This window comes from Actinoplanes rectilineatus, from assembly GCF_000962825.1.
Classification (GTDB): Bacteria; Actinomycetota; Actinomycetes; order Mycobacteriales; family Micromonosporaceae; genus Actinoplanes; species Actinoplanes rectilineatus.
Window position 1 is genome coordinate 30,610 of the sequence record NZ_JZKF01000066.1, and the last position, 19,624, is coordinate 50,233.

16 protein-coding genes and 1 pseudogene are annotated in these 19,624 nt (G+C 71.6%); 8 read left to right on the forward strand and 9 right to left on the reverse strand.

Annotation, left to right across the window (positions count from 1 at the left end; translation table 11 throughout):
• The first annotated feature begins 48 nt into the window (after positions 1–48).
• Both WH85_RS34215 and WH85_RS34220 read left to right on the forward strand, forming a co-directional pair.
• Positions 49–1,398 (forward strand): FAD-dependent oxidoreductase, encoded by a 1,350-nt coding sequence (locus WH85_RS34215; protein WP_083449461.1) that lies wholly within the window; start codon positions 49–51, stop codon positions 1,396–1,398.
• 190 nt (positions 1,399–1,588) lie between these two features.
• Positions 1,589–2,050 (forward strand): VOC family protein, encoded by a 462-nt coding sequence (locus WH85_RS34220; RefSeq protein WP_045746230.1) that lies wholly within the window; start codon positions 1,589–1,591, stop codon positions 2,048–2,050.
• A 95-nt stretch (positions 2,051–2,145) separates the two neighbouring features.
• Here the strand turns inward: WH85_RS34220 and WH85_RS34225 are convergent, their stop codons facing one another.
• Positions 2,146–2,766: a CG0192-related protein gene (locus tag WH85_RS34225; protein ID WP_045746231.1), complete on the reverse strand. Its 621-nt coding sequence runs from the start codon at positions 2,764–2,766 to the stop codon at positions 2,146–2,148.
• A 152-nt stretch (positions 2,767–2,918) separates the two neighbouring features.
• On the opposite strand from WH85_RS34225, the gene WH85_RS34235 reads away from it, so the two are divergent.
• Positions 2,919–3,692 carry a hypothetical protein gene (locus WH85_RS34235; RefSeq protein ID WP_052721003.1) on the forward strand — a complete coding sequence of 258 codons (774 nt, stop codon included), beginning with the start codon at positions 2,919–2,921 and terminating at the stop codon, positions 3,690–3,692.
• A 216-nt stretch (positions 3,693–3,908) separates the two neighbouring features.
• On the opposite strand, the gene WH85_RS34240 is transcribed toward WH85_RS34235, so the two are convergent.
• The 3 genes from WH85_RS34240 to WH85_RS34250 are packed head-to-tail and all read right to left on the reverse strand — an operon-like array spanning position 3,909 to position 7,003.
• Positions 3,909–5,066, reverse strand: a complete 1,158-nt coding sequence (locus tag WH85_RS34240) for an acyl-CoA dehydrogenase family protein (RefSeq protein ID WP_045746233.1) — start codon at positions 5,064–5,066, stop codon at positions 3,909–3,911.
• Positions 5,067–5,085: 19 nt separating this feature from the next.
• Positions 5,086–5,835 (reverse strand): 3-oxoacyl-ACP reductase FabG, encoded by a 750-nt coding sequence (gene fabG / locus WH85_RS34245; protein ID WP_045746234.1) that lies wholly within the window; start codon positions 5,833–5,835, stop codon positions 5,086–5,088.
• Between the two features lie 16 nt (positions 5,836–5,851).
• Positions 5,852–7,003, reverse strand: coding sequence for an acyl-CoA dehydrogenase family protein (locus tag WH85_RS34250; protein ID WP_045746235.1), 1,152 nt, complete (start codon positions 7,001–7,003; stop codon positions 5,852–5,854).
• A 90-nt stretch (positions 7,004–7,093) separates the two neighbouring features.
• Between WH85_RS34250 and WH85_RS34255 the strand changes: the two genes are divergently transcribed.
• A complete protein-coding gene (locus WH85_RS34255; protein ID WP_045746236.1) occupies positions 7,094–7,711 on the forward strand; it encodes a TetR/AcrR family transcriptional regulator in 618 nt (205 codons plus the stop codon).
• A 95-nt stretch (positions 7,712–7,806) separates the two neighbouring features.
• A complete protein-coding gene (locus WH85_RS34260; RefSeq protein ID WP_045746237.1) occupies positions 7,807–8,310 on the forward strand; it encodes an RICIN domain-containing protein in 504 nt (167 codons plus the stop codon).
• A gap of 42 nt (positions 8,311–8,352) precedes the next feature.
• On the opposite strand, the gene WH85_RS34265 is transcribed toward WH85_RS34260, so the two are convergent.
• Genes WH85_RS34265 through WH85_RS34275 form a run of 3 tightly spaced genes read right to left on the reverse strand, consistent with a single transcriptional unit; the run spans position 8,353 to position 15,150 of the window.
• On the reverse strand, positions 8,353–12,687 hold the full coding sequence (locus WH85_RS34265; RefSeq protein ID WP_052721004.1) for a tetratricopeptide repeat protein: 4,335 nt from the start codon (positions 12,685–12,687) through the stop codon (positions 8,353–8,355).
• 40 nt (positions 12,688–12,727) lie between these two features.
• Positions 12,728–13,717, reverse strand: coding sequence for an LLM class flavin-dependent oxidoreductase (locus WH85_RS34270; RefSeq protein ID WP_045746238.1), 990 nt, complete (start codon positions 13,715–13,717; stop codon positions 12,728–12,730).
• Positions 13,718–13,761: 44 nt separating this feature from the next.
• A complete protein-coding gene (locus WH85_RS34275) occupies positions 13,762–15,150 on the reverse strand; it encodes an aminotransferase-like domain-containing protein (protein WP_045746239.1) in 1,389 nt (462 codons plus the stop codon).
• Here WH85_RS34275 and WH85_RS34280 point away from each other — a divergent pair.
• Positions 15,149–16,102: a DMT family transporter gene (locus WH85_RS34280; protein WP_045746240.1), complete on the forward strand. Its 954-nt coding sequence runs from the start codon at positions 15,149–15,151 to the stop codon at positions 16,100–16,102. The genes WH85_RS34275 and WH85_RS34280 overlap by 2 nt on opposite strands.
• 278 nt (positions 16,103–16,380) lie before the next feature.
• A complete protein-coding gene (locus tag WH85_RS34285) occupies positions 16,381–17,286 on the forward strand; it encodes a L,D-transpeptidase (RefSeq protein WP_083449463.1) in 906 nt (301 codons plus the stop codon).
• A gap of 196 nt (positions 17,287–17,482) precedes the next feature.
• Here the strand turns inward: WH85_RS34285 and WH85_RS53335 are convergent.
• Positions 17,483–17,696, reverse strand: a pseudogene (locus WH85_RS53335) (helix-turn-helix domain-containing protein); the annotation flags it as partial.
• Positions 17,697–17,905: 209 nt separating this feature from the next.
• On the opposite strand from WH85_RS53335, the gene rho reads away from it, so the two are divergent.
• Complete coding sequence (rho, locus tag WH85_RS34295; protein ID WP_045746241.1) at positions 17,906–19,009, forward strand: transcription termination factor Rho; 1,104 nt, start codon at positions 17,906–17,908, stop codon at positions 19,007–19,009.
• Here the strand turns inward: rho and WH85_RS34300 are convergent.
• Positions 18,984–19,316, reverse strand: coding sequence for a hypothetical protein (locus tag WH85_RS34300; protein ID WP_045746242.1), 333 nt, complete (start codon positions 19,314–19,316; stop codon positions 18,984–18,986). The two genes, rho and WH85_RS34300, sit on opposite strands and share 26 nt — an antisense overlap.
• Positions 19,317–19,624: the final 308 nt, after the last annotated feature.

Genomic DNA, 19,624 nt, shown 5'->3' on the forward strand with positions numbered 1-19,624 from the left:
GTAACACTTCTCCACGCTTCTCCCGGCGGGACGGGGCAGAATGGGCGCGTGCGACTGATCGTGATCGGCGGCGACGCGGCCGGAATGTCCGCGGCCGCCCAGGCCCGCAAACGCCGCAAACGCGACGACCTCGAGATCCTCGCGTTCGAGCGGGGCGACTGGACGTCCTACTCGGCGTGCGGCATCCCCTACTGGATCGGCGACCTCGTCGACGGGCCGGACGCCCTGGTCGCCCGCACCCCGGCGGCCTTCCGCGAGCAGGACATCGACGTGCGCACCGGCCACGACGTGATCGGCATCGACCTGGACGCCCGCACGGTCACCGTCCGCGACCTGGCCGCCGGCCGCGAATTCCGGGAGGGGTTCGACGAACTCGTGTACGCGGCCGGCGCGACCCCGGTCCGGCCCGGCTGGGCCGAGACCGAGGCGGACGGCGTCTTCGGCGTGCAGACCCTCGGCGACGGCACCACCCTGCGCGGCTGGCTGGATGCCGACCCGAAGCCGGCGACCGCGGTGGTGATCGGCGGCGGCTACATCGGCGTCGAGATGGCCGAGGCCCTGCACCGGCGGGGCCTCGCCGTCACCCTGGTGGAACGCTCCGCCCAGCCGATGGGCACCGTCGACGAGGACATGGGCGCGCTGATCGCCGACGCCATCCGCAAGATCGGCATCGACCTGCGCACCGGGATCACAGTCCAGGGCCTGGACACCGCCGGGGGCCGGGTGCGTGCGGTGGTCACCGACGACGGCCCGCTGCCGGCCGACGTCGTGGTGCTCGGTCTGGGCGTACGCCCGAACACCGCGCTCGCCGCCGCCGCGGGCCTCCCGCTCGGCACCCACGACGGTCTCGTCCCCGACGTGCGCCAGCGGGTCACCGACGGCGTCTGGGCGGCCGGCGACTGCACCGAGGTGCTGCACCGGATCACCGGGAGGCACGTGCACATCCCGCTCGGCACCCACGCCAACAAGCAGGGCCGCGTCGCCGGCATCAACATCGGCGGCGGCTACGCCACGTTCCCCGGCGTCCTCGGCACCGCCGTCACCAAGATCTGCGACGTGGAGGTGGCGCGCACCGGCCTGTCCACGACGGAGGCGACCGCCGCCGGCTACCGTTTCGTCACCGCCACCGTCGAGTCGACGAACCGGGCCGGCTACTTCCCCGGCGCGGTCCCGATGACCGTCAAGATCCTCGCCGAACAGGACACCGGCATCCTGCTGGGCGCCCAGATCGTCGGCAAGACCGAGGCGGCGAAACGCATCGACGCGTTCGCGGTGGCCTTGTGGAACCGGATGACCGTCACCGACATGACGGCGCTCGACCTGGGCTATGCGCCCCCGTTCGCCCCGGTCTGGGATCCGGTGCTGATCGCCGCCCGCAAGGCCGCCGACGCCCTCTGACCGCACGCGAGAACCGGTCGAAGCATCCGCGGCCGAGGTCCAGGAGGTGGCTGTCCGCCGTCAGCTCGTCATGACCGGAAGCCTCGCTCGGAACAGGTGCCACTCCCTGTCACCTACTGCTGGAAATCTTGGTTCTGCGCCGGTCACGACGGCGTCAACCCCAGCTTCCGCGGATCTCAAGGAGTCACCCATGGCCATCACCACCACCCCGCACCTGAACTTCCGCGGCGACGCGCGGGCGGCGCTGGAGTTCTACCGGTCGGCGTTCGGCGGGCACCTCACCGTCGTCGCGTACGGCGACTTCGGCATGCCGAAGGAGGCGCCCGACGCCGACAAGGTCGTCTTCGGTCAGGTCACGGCCGACAACGGGTTCCGCATCATGGCGTACGACGTACCCGGCCAGAGCCCCGCCGCCGCGCCGGCCGCGGCCACCACCCGCGAGCACGGCATGACCCTGACCGGCGAGCGGTCCTTCGTCTCCGTCCGCGGCGAGACCGCCGAGGAGGTCAGCGCGCTGTGGGACAAGCTCGCCGACGGCGCCGCGATCGTCGAGGAGTTCGGCCCCTCACAGTGGGCGCCGGGCTTCGGCATGCTCACCGACCGGTTCGGCGTCACCTGGATCCTCGACGTCGCCGTGGCCTACGCCGGCTGACACCGCGCACCGACACGGTGTCCGGCGATCGCCGGTACGAGAGTGCGCGGTTCCGTGTCCCCGGCCGGCGGGGGCACGGCCCGCGGGTGGGTCTGTCAGTCGCGGGCGGCCAGGTGGACCAGGACCACCGGGGTCTCCTGGCCGGACCAGCACGCGGTCAGGATGCCCTCGTTGGCGTCGTCGACGGCGACCGTCGGGATACGGTTGATCGTCAGGAGCAGGGTGTCGGTCTCGATGACGGTGGCTTCGCCGTCGCGGTGGGCGGTCAGCACCGCCGGCGCCGGCACCTCCGCGCCGCTGCCGACCAGCCGCAGGTCGGGGTCGCGGGAGTCGCCGTTCTCGAACTCCTCGGTCGCCTGGTTGCCGGCGTCACGGATCACCCGGGCCAGTTCGACGACGTAGACGGGGTCGCCGGTGGCGTCGTACACCCAGCGCTTGCCGAGCACGCTGTGCTCGGTGGTGCCCACCAGGAACGCGTCGGCCCCGGCCAGCGGCGCGCCCCGGTAGGTCAGCGGCACGTGCAGGGTGGGGCCGTCGCCGGCGCGGACCAGCAGCGTCTCGATGCCGACCTCGCCCGCCGGGTCGTCGAAGCGGGCCGCCGCGACCCGGGTGATCTCGCCGCCCGCCGGGCCGTCGAACCAGGGGCGGGTGGGCAGCCAGGAGGAGAGGAGCTCGAGCTTCGTGGGGGTGATCGTCGCCTTGTGGAGGAGAGCCATGACCCGCAGCCTAGTGGCGCACCGCCCCTTGTACCGGCCGCCGCAGCACCCCCGGGACGCCATGTTTCACAGGCATGTCGGGCCGGGGGGTGACACTACCGTGACCAGGGCCGGGAAGGCTCGCGAGCATGCGGACATTACGACATCCAGCGGTGTGGTCAGTTCCCGTCGCCGCGCTGCTCGTCGTCGTGCTGATGCCGGTCAACGACGCGTTCTACGAGTTCTGGATCAACTACGACCCGCAGGGGGACGGCCAGCAGTGGGAGTGGGGCTTCGCGACCGACCTGATGCGCGGCACCTCCGGCGTGCTGTGCGGCCATTTCGTGGCGTTCGCCGCGGGGCTGGCCGCCGCCCGCCGGCACCGGCACCGGGTCGCTCTCGGTCTGTCCGTGCTGCTCGGCACGGTGATGGCGCTGGTCGCGGGGCTGGTGCTGTGGTTGCGCGGTGAGCGGGTCGGGGAGGTCGCCGAGCAGGTGTGGCGGTCGGCCGGGGTGGCCGGCGACGGGCCGCCGGTCGGCACGCTGCTGCTCGCCCTGGCGGTGGCCTTCCCGCTGTACGCGGCGGCCGGGGCCGGCCTGGGTGCGGCGTTCGGCCGGCGGGTCTCCCGGCACACGGTGGTCACGGCCGGTGTGCTCACCGGGATCGGGTGGACCGTCGTGACGCTGGCCGGCCTGCTGCAGAACGACGATCGGGGCTTCCCGGCGGTGCTGCTCTGGCTGATCCCGCCGCTGGCCGCGGCGACCGCCGTCGGGCTGGGCTGCCTGTCGCTGGACGCCTGGAGTGTGCCGCCGGTGGTGACCGGTGACTGGGGTGACCAGGCGATCACGGCGCTGCTGGTGGGCCTGACCGTCTTCGCGCTGATCCTCAACGTGCTGGCGGTCCGGGCGCCCGCCGGGGAGCGGCCGGTGCCGACGGATGCCGGATAGCTCAGCAACCTCACAGGCCTCACCAGCCACCGCCGAGGACCGGCCCGCGGGCCGTCGCTGACCGGCCGCCACAGCCGGCCGGCGTCCGCTGTGGACGCCGGAATCCGGCCGGGACGGGATCGGAGTCGCGCCCGCGGCAGCGGGCGCGAGCCGACAGTGGCTCGCGCCCGGGACAGACATGAATGGAACGGGTAGCGCGTACCCCCTGATGGGTCTTTAAAGCCCCATGTCCTTGGCGATGATCATCTTCATGACCTCGGACGTGCCGCCGTAGATCCGGTTGACGCGGTTGTCGGCGTAGAGGCGCGCGATCGGGTACTCGTTGATGAACCCGTAGCCACCGTGCAGCTGCAGGCAGCGGTCGATGACCCGGTGCGCGACCTCGGTGCAGAACAGCTTCGCCGAGGCGGCCTCCGCCGCCGTCAGCTCGCCGGCGTCCAGGGCCTCCAGGGCGCGGTCGGCGACGGCCTGCGCGGCGTCCACCTCGGCCTGGCAGGCGGCCAGCTCGAACTTGGTGTTCTGGAACGAGGCGACCGGCTGGCCGAACACCTTGCGCTCCCGGGTGTACTCGGTCGCGAACCGCACCGCGGCCGCGGCCTGCGCGTAGGCGCCGTAGGCGATGCCCAGGCGCTCCTGCGGCAGGTTCTGCCCGAGGTAGGAGAAGCCCTTGTTCTCCTCGCCGAGCAGGTCCTCGACCGGCACCTTCACGTCGGAGAAGGCGAGTTCCGCGGTGTCGGAGGTCTTCAGGCCGAGTTTGTCGAGCTTGCGGCCGACCGAGTAGCCGGGCGACGTGGTGTCGACGACCAGCAGGGAGATGCCGAAGCGGCGGTCGTCGGGCTTGGCCGGCGACGTCCGCGCACAGACGATCACCCGGTCGGCGAGCACCCCGCCGGTGATGAACGTCTTGGCGCCGTTCAGCACGTAATGCGTACCGTCCTCGGACAGCTTGGCCGTCGTGCTCATCCCGGCCAGGTCACTGCCGGTGCCGGGCTCGGTCATCGCGATCGCGAACATCGTGTCACCGGCCACGAAGCCCGGCAGCCAGCGCTGCTTCTGCTCCTCGGTGCCGAGTTTCAGCAGGTACGGCAGGCAGAGCGCGACGTGCACGCCGGAACCGCCGAAACTGACGCCCGCCCGGGACGCCTCCTCGTACTGGATGGCGGCGAACTTGAACGAGGCGATGCCGGCGCCGCCGTACTCCTCGGGGACCTCGATGCCGAAGAGTCCCAGTTCGGCGAGCTTCTTGTAGAAATCGCGCGGCACTTCACCGGCCGCGAACCACTCGTCGTAGCGGGGGACCACCTCGGCCTCGATGAACTCCCGCAGGGTCTGCCGGAAGGCCTCGTGGTCCTCGTTGAAAATCGTGCGGCGCATATCGACGTTCCTTACAAATCTAGAGACGGCGTCCGCCGTCGACGTAAAGGGTCTGGCCGGTGACGAACGACGCGGCGTCGGAGGCCAGGAACGCGACCACGCGCGCCACGTCCTCGGGCCGGCCGACCCGCCGCAACGGGGTGATCTCGGCGGCTTTCGCACGCATCTCGGTGGCCGAGATCCCCACCCGGGCGGCGGTCGCGTCGGTCATCTCGGTGACGATGAAGCCGGGCGCCACCGCGTTCACGTTGATGTTGAAAGGACCCAACTCCATCGCCAGGGTCCGGGTCAAGCCCTGGATGCCCGCCTTCGCCGCGGCGTAGTTGGCCTGACCGCGATTGCCCAGCGCGGACACGCTCGACGTGTTCACGATCCTCCCGGATCGCTGCGGGACCATGTGGCGCTGCGCGGCGCGGCTGCACAGGAAGGCGCCGCGCAGGTGCACGCTCAGGACGATGTCCCAGTCCGCGGCGGACATCTTGTGCAGCAGGTTGTCCCGCAGCACCCCGGCGTTGTTGACCAGGACGTCGAGTCTGCCGAGGTCGGCCGCCACCTTGTCGACGACGGCGTCGACCTGGGCCTCGTCGGCGACGTCGCAGCCGAACGCGACCGCGGTGCCGCCGCCGGCGGTGATCCGGTCGACCGTTTCTGCACAGGCCGCCTCGTCCAGGTCGAGGACGGCGACGGTGGCGCCCTCGCGGGCGAACTGGAGGGCGGTGGCCGCGCCGATGCCTCGCGCGGCGCCGGTGACGACAGCAACCCGGCTCATGCTGGATCCCCTATTCTCAGAAGGCGCTGATCCCGGTCAGCGCGCGGCCGATGAGCAGTTTCTGGATCTGGCTGGTTCCCTCGTACAGCGTGGTGACCCGGGCGTCGCGCAGTGCCTTGCCGACCGGGAACTCGTCGACGTATCCGTATCCGCCGAACACCTGGACGGCCTGATTGGCGGCCTTGACGGCGGCCTCGGTGGCGAACAGTTTGGCCATCGACGCCTCGGTGCGGAACGGCCGTCTCCGGTCGACCAGATCGGCGGCCCGCCAGACCAGCAGACGCGCCGCGTCGGTCTCCACGGCGATGTCGGTGAGCATCTCCTGGACCAGCTGGTGTGCTGCGATCGGTTTGCCGAACTGGGTGCGTTGCGTCGCATATCCGATCGCCGCCTCGAGGCAGCCGCGGGCCAGCCCGACCGAACCGGCCGCCACCGCGATCCGCCCCTTGTCCAGCGCGCTCATCGCAATGGTGAAACCGGCACCCTCGCCGCCGAGCCGGTCGGTGTCGCTCACGCGTACATCCTCGAAGGTCAATGCGGCGGTGGCCTGGCCGCGCAGGCCGAGCTTTCCCTTGATCTCGTGCCGGCCGAGGCCGGGCGCGTCGGCCGGAACCAGGAAAGCGGTGATGCCTTTCGGTCCCGCTTCCTTTCCGGTACGCGCGAAGCACAGCACCAGTCCGGCCCAGGTCCCGTTGGTGATGAAGATCTTCTCGCCGTTGAGGATCCAGTCGTCCCCGTCGCGAACCGCCCGCATGGTCAGGTTGCCCGCGTCGGAGCCGGTGCCCGGTTCGGTGAGCGCGAAACAGCCGAGCGTCGCGCCCGAGGTGAGCCCGGGGAGCCAGCGGACCTGCTGCTCCTCGGTGCCGTGCGCCTGGATGCTCTTGGCGACCAGGCCGAGGCTCACCGAGACGATGCCGCGGACCGAGGTGTCGCCGCGGCCCAGCTCCTCCATCATCAGGCAGTAGCTGAGGAAGTCCCCGCCCGAGCCGCCGAGCTCCTCGTCGATCCCGAGGCCGAGGAAGCCCAGCTCACCGAGCTGCCTGACGATCTTCAGGTCGACGTGTTCGGCACGGTCCCACTCGGCGGCGTGCGGCACCACCTCGCGGTCGACCCAGTCCCGGGCGAGCGTGCGGAACTGCTCCTGCTCCGGCGTCAGGCTGAGATCCACGGCGGCTCCCCGGGCTTTAATTGAACGCTGTCAGGTTTTCTCGTCGGCAGGTTAACCTAACGGCGTTAGTCTTCTCAACGGGGAGTTTTCGTGGCCAGACCCAGCACCCCACTGCTCAGCCGGTCCGGCCTGCGCGCCGCCGCCCTGGCGATCATCGACGCGGAGGGCCTCGACGGCCTGAGCATGCGAAAACTGGCCGCCGCGCTGTCGGTGAGCGCCCCCGCGCTGTACTTCCACTACCCGACGAAGGAACACCTGCTCGACGACATGGCCACCGAGATCATGGCGACGGTCGACGTGACCGCCTTCGCGATCGGCTGGCGCGAGGGCCTGCTCGGCTGGGCCCGCTCCTACCGGGCGGCGCTCGCCGCCCACCCGAACTTCGTGCCGTTCCTGGCGCAGGGCCCCGGCCAGCGTGAGGTCTCCCTGCAGCGGGCGGACGCCATCCACGGCGGCCTGGTCGCGGCCGGCTGGCCCCCGCGCGAGGCGACGATGATCGGCGCCTCGACGAAATACCTGGTGGTGGGGGCGGCGATGGGCTCGTTCTCGCAGGGGTTCGTCGACGACGTGCAGGTCTATCTCGACCGCTATCCGCACCTGGCCGACGCGCACCGCCTGCGGGAGCATGCCGAGGCGGTCGACCGGGACAGTTTCGAGTTCGCACTGACGACGTTCGTCGATGGTCTGGCCGCGCGTCTCGGGCATTAGAGCGTCCAACTGTAAGGCCGTTCCCCCGCCGATGATTGGTACCGTCGGCGCGGCCATCACCATTCCATCTCGTCGGGTTTCTTCGGGGGAACATCATGAGACGTTTCGCGATCGCTCTCGCCACGATGGCGGCCCTTTTCGTGGCGCCGGCCCCGGCCTCCGCCGCGGAGGACTACTGGCACTCGACCCTGAACTGGCGCAGCACGAAATGCCTGGAACAGGTCTGGGTGAGCGGCGCCGAGACGACGGACGTACAGGTTGCCACGTGCACCGGTGGCGACAGCCAGCTGTGGGCGTCCACCCGGGTCGGCACCGGATACGTCGTCGTGACCATCAAGAACAAGAGTGGCAAGTGCCTGGAACAGAGTTATGTGGACGGCGCCGAGACGACGACCGTCAAGGTGGCAGAATGCACCGGCGCCACCAATCAGCAGTGGGAGATCTACCAGGCGGAATACTACGTCACCGGCTATTTCTTGAAGAACATCAACAGCGGGAAACGGCTACAGCAGAACTACGTCAACGACGTCGCGACGCCGACGGTGAACGTCGCCGCCGCCAACGTCTGGGGCGACTACCGCAACCAGATCTGGCGCTGAGAGCGGACCGGCCGGAAAGGCGGCACCGCACGCGCGGTGCCGTCAACCGATCCCGTGCCGGCGCCGGTGCTCGGCCGGCGCGGCGCCGGCGCCGTACAGCAGAATCGCCATCTCGGCGGCATCCATGTAGTCGAGGTCGGTGTCGTCAGCCAGACCCGCGTCGCGGCTGCCGCCCAGGAAGGCAGCAAGACTTCGCGACAGCGCGACCACCCACGTCCGCTGGTCGCGTCGTCCCCGCTCCTCCAGGCTCCGGATGGCCGGAGCCTGGGTACCCTGGTCGAAGGCTCTCAGAACAAGATCGAAGAAAGCGGTGTTCTCCGTACGGTTCTCGCCACCGGCACGGCGATAGTCCAGATAGTCGCCGATCGCCCGCCTGCGCGCGGCAGCGGCGGCGTCACGGTTTCCGGCGGACCTCTCGAGACTCTCCCACAATGCCCACACCGTCCACGGCTGAGCATGGGCACCGAACGGCTCCACACAGACTGCCGCCCGCTGGAGCTCAGGCCGGGCTTCGTCGAGACGGCCCAGCACGATGAGTGTCTCCGCCAGGTTGTTGCGGGCGATCCCCTCGGACAGGAGATCGCCCTGCTGCCCGCTGATATCGATCCCACGCCGGTAGAAAGCCACGGCATCGTCAGGCCGGCCCATGTAGTTGTAGAGGCCTCCCAGTTCGGTCAGCGCCGAAACCTGATTGGAGAGATCCTTCTGTCGCACCGCCATCGCCAGGGCGTCGCGATAGGCGTCCTCGCTCTCCTCGAATCGTCCGGCCTTCCGGTGCACCATGCCGATCTGGTGCATCGCCGGGAGCGCGATGGACTCATCACCCAGTTCACGACCGACATCACGGGCATCGTGATAGGCGCGCAGCGCCTTGTCGAGGTTCCCCTGCAAGAGGTGCACGGTTCCGAGTCGATAGCTGGCCACCGTCCGTACCCGGACGTCACCGGAGGCCACCGCCAACGCGATGGCACTCTCGCATGCCTTCGTTGCTTCTTGAAAGCGGCCCAGATCGCACAGGCATGCACCGATCTCCGCCAAGGTCGTCGTCACGTTCCTCGCTGCCTCCTCATCCCCGGCAGCGGCCAGATGCCGAAAGCACGATTCCGCTTTCAGCAGCGTGATCAGTCCAGCATCGGGCGAACCGGCGGCATGTTGTGCCGTTCCCAGCATCGCCTGGGCCTGTGCCGTGTCGAAGGCGGCGTCCTCGTATGCGTCATCACCCGCCGCGATACATCGGGAGAGGACCTGCTGAAATCCAAGCAGCGCTCCGGCATCATCGCCCTGGACAGACATCACATTCGCCCGGGACGACTCGTCCACGAACCGGGCATGTGACCACTCGCCCAGGCGACTCGCCGCCTGCCTGCGGATTCCGGCAGCACGGGCAGCGGCGTGGGCGCGTCCCAGATCCTTCATCAGGGTCTCCACCTGCGAGGCGAGAAGAACGACGTCCTCGGGCGGCCGGACCTTCTGCAGCTGGTCGAGCATGGACAGCAGGTGGGGGACCTCCAGCGCGGCGAGCCGTGCCGCTTTCGCCGCGTTCTGGTAACGGTCGACGTAAAGCAACGCCGTCACGGTCTCCATCGCCTCGGCCCACTGTCCGCGGAGCAGCTCGGCACGCTCGGTGTCCAGCCCGTCCATCAAGTAGGGCGCCAACCCCGGGTCCAACCGGAGGTACCCCTCCTCCGCAGACTCGGCCAGCCCGACCTTGACCAGATCAAACGCGAGACGGGCGCATTCCCGGGGCTCGAGGCCCGTCAGTGCCTTCAGAACCACGAAATCGGTCCCGCCGGGGCAGACGGCCAGGACGGCGGCGTGGGTACGGGAGCCGGGTGGGAGCCTGCGCAGCGACAGCTCGACGCTCGCGTAGAGCGAGTTCTCCCGGTCGCCGGGATGCCGTCGTTCCAGGCTGACCATCACCTCGTGCAGGTCGGCCGTCGCCGCGGTCACCCCGGCGCGGGCCACCTCCGGGGCCAGCAGGACCAGGGCCCGCGCGTGCCGGCCGACCGCCTCCACCAGGTCGGCGATCTGTTGCGGGGTCTCGCCGGCGTCCTGTTCCGGCGGGACCAGCCCCTGCTGCTTCAGGACCTGGCCGACCAGCTCGATCGCGGACGCGGAGTCCAGGGCGCCGAGGGCCCGCTCCGGACGGTCGAACGGCGCCGGCAACGACTCCCGGGTGGTGAACAGCAGGCGGGTGCCGTCGCCGGCCGCCACCAGGGTCTCGCACAGCGCGAAGATCGGGCCGGGTTCGCCCAGCAACGCGGACTCGCAGTTGTCGACCACCAGGATCGTCGGCCGGTTGCGGAGGGCGCGTTCGACGGGCTGCAGAGCCTCGGTCAGGTCGTCAAACTCCGCGACCGAGTAGCGCGGGCCGGCCAGTTGGCTGCCGATCGTGTCCAGGACGGCCCGGTCGTCGCAGTGGTGTTCCAGGCTCACGAAGGCGGCCTGCCCGAACCGGCCGGTCCGGACCAGCCAGCGGGCCAGTTCGGCGGCGAGGGTGGTCTTGCCCTGGCCGCCGGTGCCGCGGACCACCGCCCACGACGACCGGGTCAGCAGGCGTTCCAGGGCGAGCAGGTCCCGGCTGCGGCCGTGGAACCGGTGGCCCGGCGGTTCGGGCAGCGCGCCCAGGCTGAACCGGCGCCGTCGGCGTTGCTGCTCCCGGACGTCGCCCGGCGCGATCCTGGTGATCAGTTGCGGGTCGTGTTCCTCCTGGTAGAGCACCGGCACGAACCAGTCCTGCAGCCGCAGTTCCCCGGCGCCGAGGACCCGGCCGCGGACCGGGTCCGCGTGGAGCGCCTGCTGCCCGGCCAGCATCGCCGTGCCCACCCGGGCACCCCGGGCCAGCGCGGCGTAGAACGCGTGCACGAAACGCCGGGCGGTCTCGACCAGCACGCTGTGGCTCATCGCGACGACCGAGGTGACACCCTCGTTCAGCAGCCGGGCCGCCACCGACGCGGTCGGGTCGTTCTCCGCGGTGGCGCTCTGGCAGGCTTCCAGGAAGACCAGGGGGATCCGGTGCCGCCGGACCAGCCCGGCCAGCCGGTCGGCGTCCACCACCTCGAGCAGGGACGGGTCGGTGGCCGCCTCGAAGCACAGGCCGCCCAGCCCGATCCGCCGGTCGTAGACGCCGTGGCCGTCGAAGTGGACCACGTCGAACGGCCGACCCTGATCGCCGTCGCCCAGGGCCTGTTCCAGAGCGGCGTAGCTGGGTTGCGGCAGCACCGTCAACCGTGCCAGATCACCGAGTTCCTCCACCGCTTCGACGAGCGGCCTGGCACTGGAGCGGTGATCGAGGTAGCTGACCCGGCCGCCGCGGCCGTCGTGTTCCGGGCGGGGGCTGACCAGCAGGATCCGGACCGGCAGTGCGGCCGGGCGGGCCGGGGCGACCTCACGGTTGGGCAACCGGCGGCGGACCCGGACCGCGTCCCGGCCCTGGAACAGCCAGCCACGCTCGTCGTGCAGCAGCTCCCAAGGCAGGGTGAGCAGCACGGTGGCGGCCTCCCGGGCGGACGCCTGCGCCTGCGTCGACGCGGATCCCGTGGGCAGGTCGCCGTCGACCATCACCGAGAACCGGCGGTCGGCGCCGTCCGCCGCGGTCTGCCAGGCGGTCAGCGCCGCCCGGGCCGCCGGATCACCCAGTGCGGCGGTGTGCAGGGCGCGGCCCCAGACCGGCAGCCGCTCCTGGATCTCCTCGGCCCGCCGCCGGAACACCCCGGCCGGCCAGCGGTAGTAGCTCTGCAGGTACCACGCCAGGTCGTCCGCGGCGATCGAGTCCCAGGGCGCGGTGAGGACGAACCGGCGGCTCTCCACGTGGCGTGCCCCGCGGGCGGCCGGTTCGTAGATCAGCGTGGCCGTCGCCCGGACCCGCCGCCGTCCGCCGGCCTCCTCGAACGTGGGGTCGGTCAGTTTCAGGACCAGTTCCTCGACCGGTTTCGTCCCGGCTTCGCGGAACGGTGGTGCGTCGTCGGGGAGCCGCCTGCCCAGTGCGGCGAGGATCCGCGGTGCGGCGGCGCTCAGCCCGCCCGGCCCACGGTCCACCTCGATCGCGACGGGCTCCTCCGGGAACCACATCGTCAGGGCCGCGGGGGTGATACCGGGGAGCAGCAACGGGATGACCGGCCGGCCCACGGCCAGGGCGGAGGTGATCTCACGGCGTACCCATGGCGAGTTGATCGTGGCGGGGCTCAGGACCGCCACGACGTGGGCGGCGTCCCGGATGGCGGCCTCGATCTCCGGTGCCAGGCGACTGCCGCCGCGCAGTTCCCGCGAGTCCACCCAGACCGGGATCCGGCAGTCCTCCAGCAGGATACGCAGTTCCGCGACGAACGTGTCATCGGCGGAGGCGTGCGAGACGAAGACCGGGGCGGGGAGCGTCACCGGTCCACTGTGATGCGGCGCCGCCCGGCGCGGCAACCCGTCAGGCGGGTTTCCAGCCGAGCGCCGGGCCCAGCTTCGTGGCCATGTCGGTGAGGATCTGGACGTAGTCGTCGTGCTCGAAGGTGAACGGCAGCGCGAACGCCACCTCCTCCACCTCCCGGAACGCCACGTGTGCGGCCAGCTGCTCGGCGATCTCGGCGGAGGTGCCGACGACGTCCGGGGCGAACATCATCCGCGCCGGCCCCTGCGGCTCCCGGGTGCGGGGCAGGCGTTTCTCCGCGTACGCCGCATAGCGGGCCCGCTGCTCCGGTGTGGCGCTGTCGGTGGGGATCACCACCAGGCCCTGGGAGATCCGGCCGGCCGGGTTGGCCTCACGGTACGCCCGGATGTGCGACAGCTGGATCTCGGCGAAATCCGTCGACTCCTCGGCCTTCACCACGCTGCTGGTCAGGAAGTTCATGCCGTTCTCACCGGCCCACCGGGCCGATCGCAGGCTGCCGCCGCCGTACCACATGCGCGACGCGAGGCCGGGCGAGTGCGGCTGGACACGGCCGGAGAACTGCTCGAATCCGAGGGTGCCGGAGAAGTCGGAGACCTGCTCGCCACGGACGGCGGCCAGCAGCCGGGTCACCCGCTGGTAGCTGAAGTCCTCGGCGTCGGCGGTGTCCGGGTAGAGCGCGTCGCGGACCGTCGCGTAGTTCATCGGCGGGCCCACGCTCACCCCCGGGTTGATGCGCCCGCCGGACAGGATGTCCACGGTCGCCAGGTCCTCGGCGAGGCGCAGCGGGTTCTCCCAGCCGAGCGGGGTCACCGCCGTGCCCAGTTCGATCCGGCTGGTCCGCTGGGACGCCGCGGCCATCACCGCCACCGGTGACGAGATGCCGAACTGCAGGTGCCGGTGCCGCAGCCAGGCGCTGTCGAAGCCGAGCCGCTCCCCCAGCGAGATGATCTCCAGGGTGGACTCGTGGCCACGGCGGGGATCCGCCTCGTCGAACAGCCCGATGGTGAGGAATCCCAGCTTGCGCAGCATGTCTCACACCCTAGTCCCGGCAATCCCTGCCGATGGCATAGGAGTTACCAAGACCACGCCCGGACCAGCCGCCGAACCCCGTCGTCGAGCAGTTCGGGCGGCGCCGCGGCGTAAGTGAGCCGCAGGAACTCCCCCGGTGGTTCCGCCGCGAACCACGGCCGCCCCGGGAACACCACCACGCCGGCCGCGGCAGCCGCGGTGACCAGGGCGGCTTCGTCGACACCGGACGGCAGCCGCACCCAGAGGTGGAACCCGCCCCGCGGCACCACCGCGGGCACCAGCGTCGGCAGGTGCCGGCCCAGCGCCGTGAGCAGCGCGTCCCGCCGCTCGCGCAGCGCCGACCGCAGCGCCCGCCGGTGGCGCGGCCACACCGGGGACGTCACGAACTCCAGGGCCGCCCGCTGCAACGGCCCGGCCACGAAGAAGTCGTCGAGCACCCGGGCCGACCGCAGTCGCTGCCCGGCCGCCCCGCGAGCGCCGAGCGCGGCCACCCGCAGTCCGGGCGCCACCGCCTTGGTCAGCGAGCGCAGGTACACCACGTGGCCGTCGACGTCGGCGGTCACCAGCGGCGGCGCGGGTTCCCCGTCGATGGTGAGATCCCGCGCGTAGTCGTCCTCGATCACGAACGCCCCGGCGACGCGGGCGGCGTCCAGCACGGCGGCGCGGCGACCCGCGGCGAGAACGGCACCGGACGGGTTCGCGTACAGCGGCTGGCAGTAGAACAGCCGGGCGCCGGTGCGTGCGAAGGCCGCGGCGAGCAGCTCGGGGCGTACCCCATCATGGTCGGCCGGAACCGGCACCACCCGGCGGCCTGCCGCCCGGGCCGCGGCCAGCACCCCCAGGTAGGTCGGCGATTCGACCAGGACGGGCTCGCCGGGCGCGGTCAGCGCCCGGATCGCGGTGGTGAGCGCGGCCTGACCGCCGGGGCAGATCACCATGTCCTCGGCGCGCAGCAGGCCACCGCTCTCCCGGGCGAACCAGGAGCGCAGGTCGGGATGTCCGGCGACGTCGCCGCGGTCCCAGCTCGCCGGATGCCGGGCGGCCCGGGCGAGGGCGCCGGCGAGCGCCGCGGCCGGTTGCAGAACCGCATCGAGGTAGCCGCCGGACAGCGGGATCGCCCCGGGCGGCGGCACCGCGAGCAGCGCCTGCAGGGCTTCCTCGCCGTCCGGCCGGGCGCCGAGCGCCACCGTCTGCCAGTCGAGATCCGGCACGCCGGAGCCGCGCGGCGCGGTCGCCGCGAACAGTCCACGACCGGGGACCGCCTCGATCACACCCTCGGCGGTGAGCTGCCGGGTCGCCCGGGCCACGGTCGCCGGCGACACCCGATGCCGGCTGATCAACTCACGGACCGAGGGCAGCCGGGATCCCGGCCCGGCCGCCGCCGCGCGCCGCAGATCGTGGATAACGCGAGCGCTTGCGTTATCGTCATTCATGAGAGCACAGAGTAACGTCATCGCCGGAAATGCGGTAACGGGCACCGCCCTGGGAGCGCTCGGCGTGCTGGCGTTCAGCCTGTCCCTGCCGGCCACCCGGGCCGCCGTCGCCGACCTCGACCCCTGGTTCACCGCCTTCGGCCGGGCCGTCGGAGCCGGCCTTCTGGCCCTCGTCTACCTGGGGATTCGCCGAGCATCGCGCCCCACGAAAGAACAGTGGCGGCGCCTGACGGTGGTCGCCCTGGGCGTCGTCGCGGGGTTCCCGCTGTTCACCTCGCTGGCCCTCACCGTGCAGCCCGCCGCCCACGGCGCAATCGTCGTCGCGTTACTGCCCGGCATCACCGCGGTGTTCGCCGTGCTTCGCGGCAGGGAACGTCCACCGGTCCTCTTCTGGGCCGCCGCGGGCGTCGGCGTGCTCACCGTGCTCGGCTTCACCGCCCTCCGCACCACCCCGGCCGGCACCGGATCATCGTGGGCGGACCTGTCGCTCTTCGCGGCGGTCCTTCTCTGCGGTCTGGGGTACGCGGAAGGCGGCGTCCTCGCCCGGACCATGGGCGGCGCCGTCACGATCTGCTGGGCCCTGATCCTCGCCCTGCCGCTGACGACGGCCGCCACGGTCGCCGCGATGCTCCACCGGCCGCCGGTGGACGCCACCCCGCAGGCCTGGCTCGGTTTCGGGTACCTGACCGTCGTCTCGATGTTCCTGGGGTTCGTCGCCTGGTACGCCGGACTGGCCCGCGGCGGCATCGCCCGGGTCGGCCAGGTCCAGCTGGCCCAGCCGCTGCTGACCCTGCTCTGGTCGGCGCTGCTGCTCGGCGAGCACGTCACCTGGCACGCCGCCGCGGTCGCCGTCGCCGTGCTGGCGTGCGTGGCGGCCACCCAGCGCGCGAAGAGCACCGGTGCCGCCGTGCCACCCGAGACCGATCCCGCACCGGCCCTGACCAGCCGTTGATACACCACCGGTGCCCCGCCGTGCCACCCGAGACCGATCCGGCCCCGGCACCGGCCCTGACCCCGGCCCTGACCAGCCATTGATACGCCACCGGTGCCCCTGCCGGAGAAGGCCCTTCTCCGGTGTGCCGTTCGCGCCGGCCCTGTCCGCCGCGGCGGCCGTAGAGAACAACGTCCGCGACCAGTCGGCCTCGGGTCGCGACGTGAAGCACCCTCCACCACCGCCGACGATGCCGAACATGCCGCCCCGCTGACGGGGAATCGCCGTAACCTGGGCGGATGCCGAGCGCGTACCACGCCGCACCGTCATCCGCCCGCGGCCGCGCGGTCCTGCCCGCCGCCGGTCTCACCGCCGCCGTCGTCGCTCTCGGGGCCCTCGCCGGCCTCACCCGCGGCGACGCGACGGACCACTCCGGCCGGGCCGCCAGGGCCGTACCGCCGGCTGCGGTAACCCCGTCGGCGACCGCGCCGGCCGTGGCCGCGGCGCCAGGCGCGCGTCGGGCCGTCGCCGACCCGCCGGACGGCCTGCCGACGATCACCTATCTGAAGGGTCCACGGGGCCTGCCCGCCGACCCGGACCCGCACACGCTGACCACCCCCGCCGAGGCGGTCCGGCTCACCCGCCGGATGGTGCTGTACGACGCCCCCGGCGGCCGTGCCCGCGCCTACCTGCCGCCGCGGATCAGTGGCCTGCCGGTCGTCGCACCGATCGTGGCCCGCCAGGACGGCTGGGTCGCCGTGCTGGCGCCGACCGCGAACCGGCGGATCGGCTGGCTCCCGGACCGCGGATGGCGGCCCGAACCCCTACGCGACCACCTGATCGTCGACCTGTCGTCGCGGCGGCTCACCTGGACCCGTGACGGCGTGCAGCGGCAGTCCTGGCAGGTGTCGGTCGGCTCGTCCGCCACGCCGACACCGAGCGGGCGGACGTTCGTGCTGGGCCGCACCGGCACCGAGGGCACCGTCTACGCCGGTCTCGACGCGCTGGTGCTGGCCTCGGTGCCGGAACGCCCGGAGAACCTGTCGTCCGTGCTGCGCAAGGCACACACCGGCATTCACGCCTGGTCGCGGCGCGGCGCGTTCGGCCGCGGCATCTCCAACGGATGTGTCCGGATGCCGGCGAAGGCCCAGCGCACCCTGCTGAAGCAGATCACGCCCGGCACCCCGGTCACCGTGGTCGCCTAGGCGCGTACCACCCCTCGGCTGATCATGGTGCACCGCAGCCGGGCCATGCTGCGCGGGGCACCGCCGCCCACCGCACACCGCGGCGACGACCCACCCTGCGCGCTGCGCGGCGACGACCCGCCCTGCGCGCTGCGCTGCGTGGCCAAACCCAGCCGCAGATGCGCCCGCGGGGCCGGAACGTCCCGCAGCATCTCCTTACGGACCTCGTCGAGCAGGTCCGGCATCGGCATCCCGAGGGCCCGGCAGATCGCCGCCAGCACCTCCGACGATGCCTCCTTGGTGCCGCGTTCCACCTCGGACAGGTAGGGCAGCGACACACCGGCCGCACCCGCGACCTGCCGCAGGGTCCGGCCCTGACGCTGGCGTACCCGCCGCAGAACCGCCCCGATCACCCTGCGCAACAGCGCCATGCCGCCTCCCAGCGAAAGTCCGTGCCGACCCCGCCATCATCGCGCCTGATGGCCAGCGGAAGCCAACGGTGCTACGGTTACGGCATTCCGGCCCCCGGATGCCGGCAGTTCCTGCCACCCCCGGGCCGCGCACCACCTCATCACCTTCGCTCCCTGGGCAGCGCACTCTTCGCGCACCCCGGAGCAACCCCACTCTTGCTGGAGGACCAGTGAACACCTCGGTACCCCGTACCCAAAAAGAAGATCGACCCCTCGAAGCCCTGCTGGACCACAACGTCCTGCGCGTCGACGGCTACCTGCCGTCCCCCGGCGACATCCCGGTCAGCGCCGCCGAGATCCGGCGCCACCGTCTGCGCCCCGGCGACCTGATCACCGGCGTCGCCCAGGCGAACGGCCGCCTGCGGGTGGACACCGTCAACGGGCGCCCGCCCGGCCCGCGCACCGACTTCTACCAGCAGACCTCCATCCACCCGCGAGACCGCCTGCGCCTGGAGACCGAACCGCACCTGCTCACCACCCGCATGATCGACCTGCTGATGCCGATCGGCAAAGGACAACGCGCCCTGATCGTCGCCCCGCCGAAAGCCGGCAAGACCACCGTGCTGCAGCAGGTCGCCGACGCGATCGCCCAGAACCATCCGGAATGCCACCTGATGGTGGTACTCGTCGACGAACGCCCGGAGGAGGTCACCGACATGCGGCGCTCGGTCAAGGGCGAGGTGGTCGCGGCCACCTTCGACCGCCCACCCCAGGAACACGCCGCCGTCGCCGACCTCGCCGTCGAACGAGCCAAACGCCTCGCCGAACAGGGCGAAGACGTGGTCCTGCTGCTCGACTCGCTGACCCGCCTGGCCCGCGCCCACAACCTGATCGCCCCCGGTCGCGGCCGCACCCTCTCCGGCGGGCTCGACGCGTCCGCGCTCTATCCGCCGAAACGTCTGCTCGGCGCCGCCCGCGCCCTCGAAGGCGGCGGTTCGCTGACCATCGTCGCGACCGCGCTCGTCGAGAACGGCTCCGGCATGGACACGCTCATCTTCGAAGAACTCAAGAGCACCGGCAACGCCGAACTCAAACTGGACCGTCGCCTCGCCGAGTCACGAATCTTCCCGGCCATCGACGTGAGCAGCACCGGCACCCGGCACGACGAACTCCTGCTGAACCCCGGCGAGATGACCGTCATCGGTCAGATGCGGCACGCGCTCACCGGCCAGGACCCGGCCGCCTGCCTCGCCCGCCTGCTGACGCAACTGCGGACCACCCCCGGCAACACGGCCTTCCTGCAGAGGGTCAAGGCCTCTCTGGGGTACGCGTAAAGTACTCCCGCTCGAGCCGCTCCACGTCCCGTTTCGCATCCGCCAGCGACACCCCGGTCCGCTCCCGATAGACCTTGATCGCCTGAATCCTGTCGCCCGTGACGAGCAGCCCCACCACCTCGGGATACTCCGCTTCCGGCTCGACGATCCCCAGATGCCGCATGATCGTGTCAAGTTTGCGGTCGACGACCATCAGACGCCGGTCGAGCCGTTGCCTGGCCCGCTGCCGACCACTCACGGCGAGCATGACGAGCCCCACCGCCAAGAACAGCTGCGCCACCGCCGTCACCCACGACACCGCGCCCATCTCGTGCTCCTCCCCCGGTCGTGGAGCCTCACGCTCAGGCTATCCTGCGGCACTGGGGGACGTATACCGTGGTCAGCGAGTTGCTCGCCGCGATGCCCGGCGGACGGACCCACATGGTTGCGCCCGGTCGACGGCGACTCGCGGATCGCCGCGGTCGGAGGCTGGCGTCGGCGCACTCCATCCGTTCATGGTGGGCGGCCCCTCCGAACGCTGCACACCCGAGTGCCGCACTCCCGCACTCCCGCACTCCCGCACTCCCGCACTCCCGCACTCCCGCACTCCCGCACTCCCGCACTCCCGCACTCCCG

What these genes read in the sequence shown, in the direction of transcription:
- WH85_RS34285 (WP_083449463.1), top strand. Translation starts at nt 16,381, where the DNA reads ATGCCGAGCGCGTACCACGCCGCACCGTCATCCGCCCGCGGCCGCGCG.
- fabG (WP_045746234.1), bottom strand. Translation starts at nt 5,835, where the DNA reads ATGAGCCGGGTTGCTGTCGTCACCGGCGCCGCGCGAGGCATCGGCGCG.
- WH85_RS34300 (WP_045746242.1), bottom strand. Translation starts at nt 19,316, where the DNA reads ATGGGCGCGGTGTCGTGGGTGACGGCGGTGGCGCAGCTGTTCTTGGCG.
- WH85_RS34275 (WP_045746239.1), bottom strand. Translation starts at nt 15,150, where the DNA reads ATGAATGACGATAACGCAAGCGCTCGCGTTATCCACGATCTGCGGCGC.
- WH85_RS34225 (WP_045746231.1), bottom strand. Translation starts at nt 2,766, where the DNA reads ATGGCTCTCCTCCACAAGGCGACGATCACCCCCACGAAGCTCGAGCTC.
- WH85_RS34240 (WP_045746233.1), bottom strand. Translation starts at nt 5,066, where the DNA reads ATGCGCCGCACGATTTTCAACGAGGACCACGAGGCCTTCCGGCAGACC.
- WH85_RS34280 (WP_045746240.1), top strand. Translation starts at nt 15,149, where the DNA reads ATGAGAGCACAGAGTAACGTCATCGCCGGAAATGCGGTAACGGGCACC.
- WH85_RS34270 (WP_045746238.1), bottom strand. Translation starts at nt 13,717, where the DNA reads ATGCTGCGCAAGCTGGGATTCCTCACCATCGGGCTGTTCGACGAGGCG.
- WH85_RS34260 (WP_045746237.1), top strand. Translation starts at nt 7,807, where the DNA reads ATGAGACGTTTCGCGATCGCTCTCGCCACGATGGCGGCCCTTTTCGTG.
- WH85_RS34220 (WP_045746230.1), top strand. Translation starts at nt 1,589, where the DNA reads ATGGCCATCACCACCACCCCGCACCTGAACTTCCGCGGCGACGCGCGG.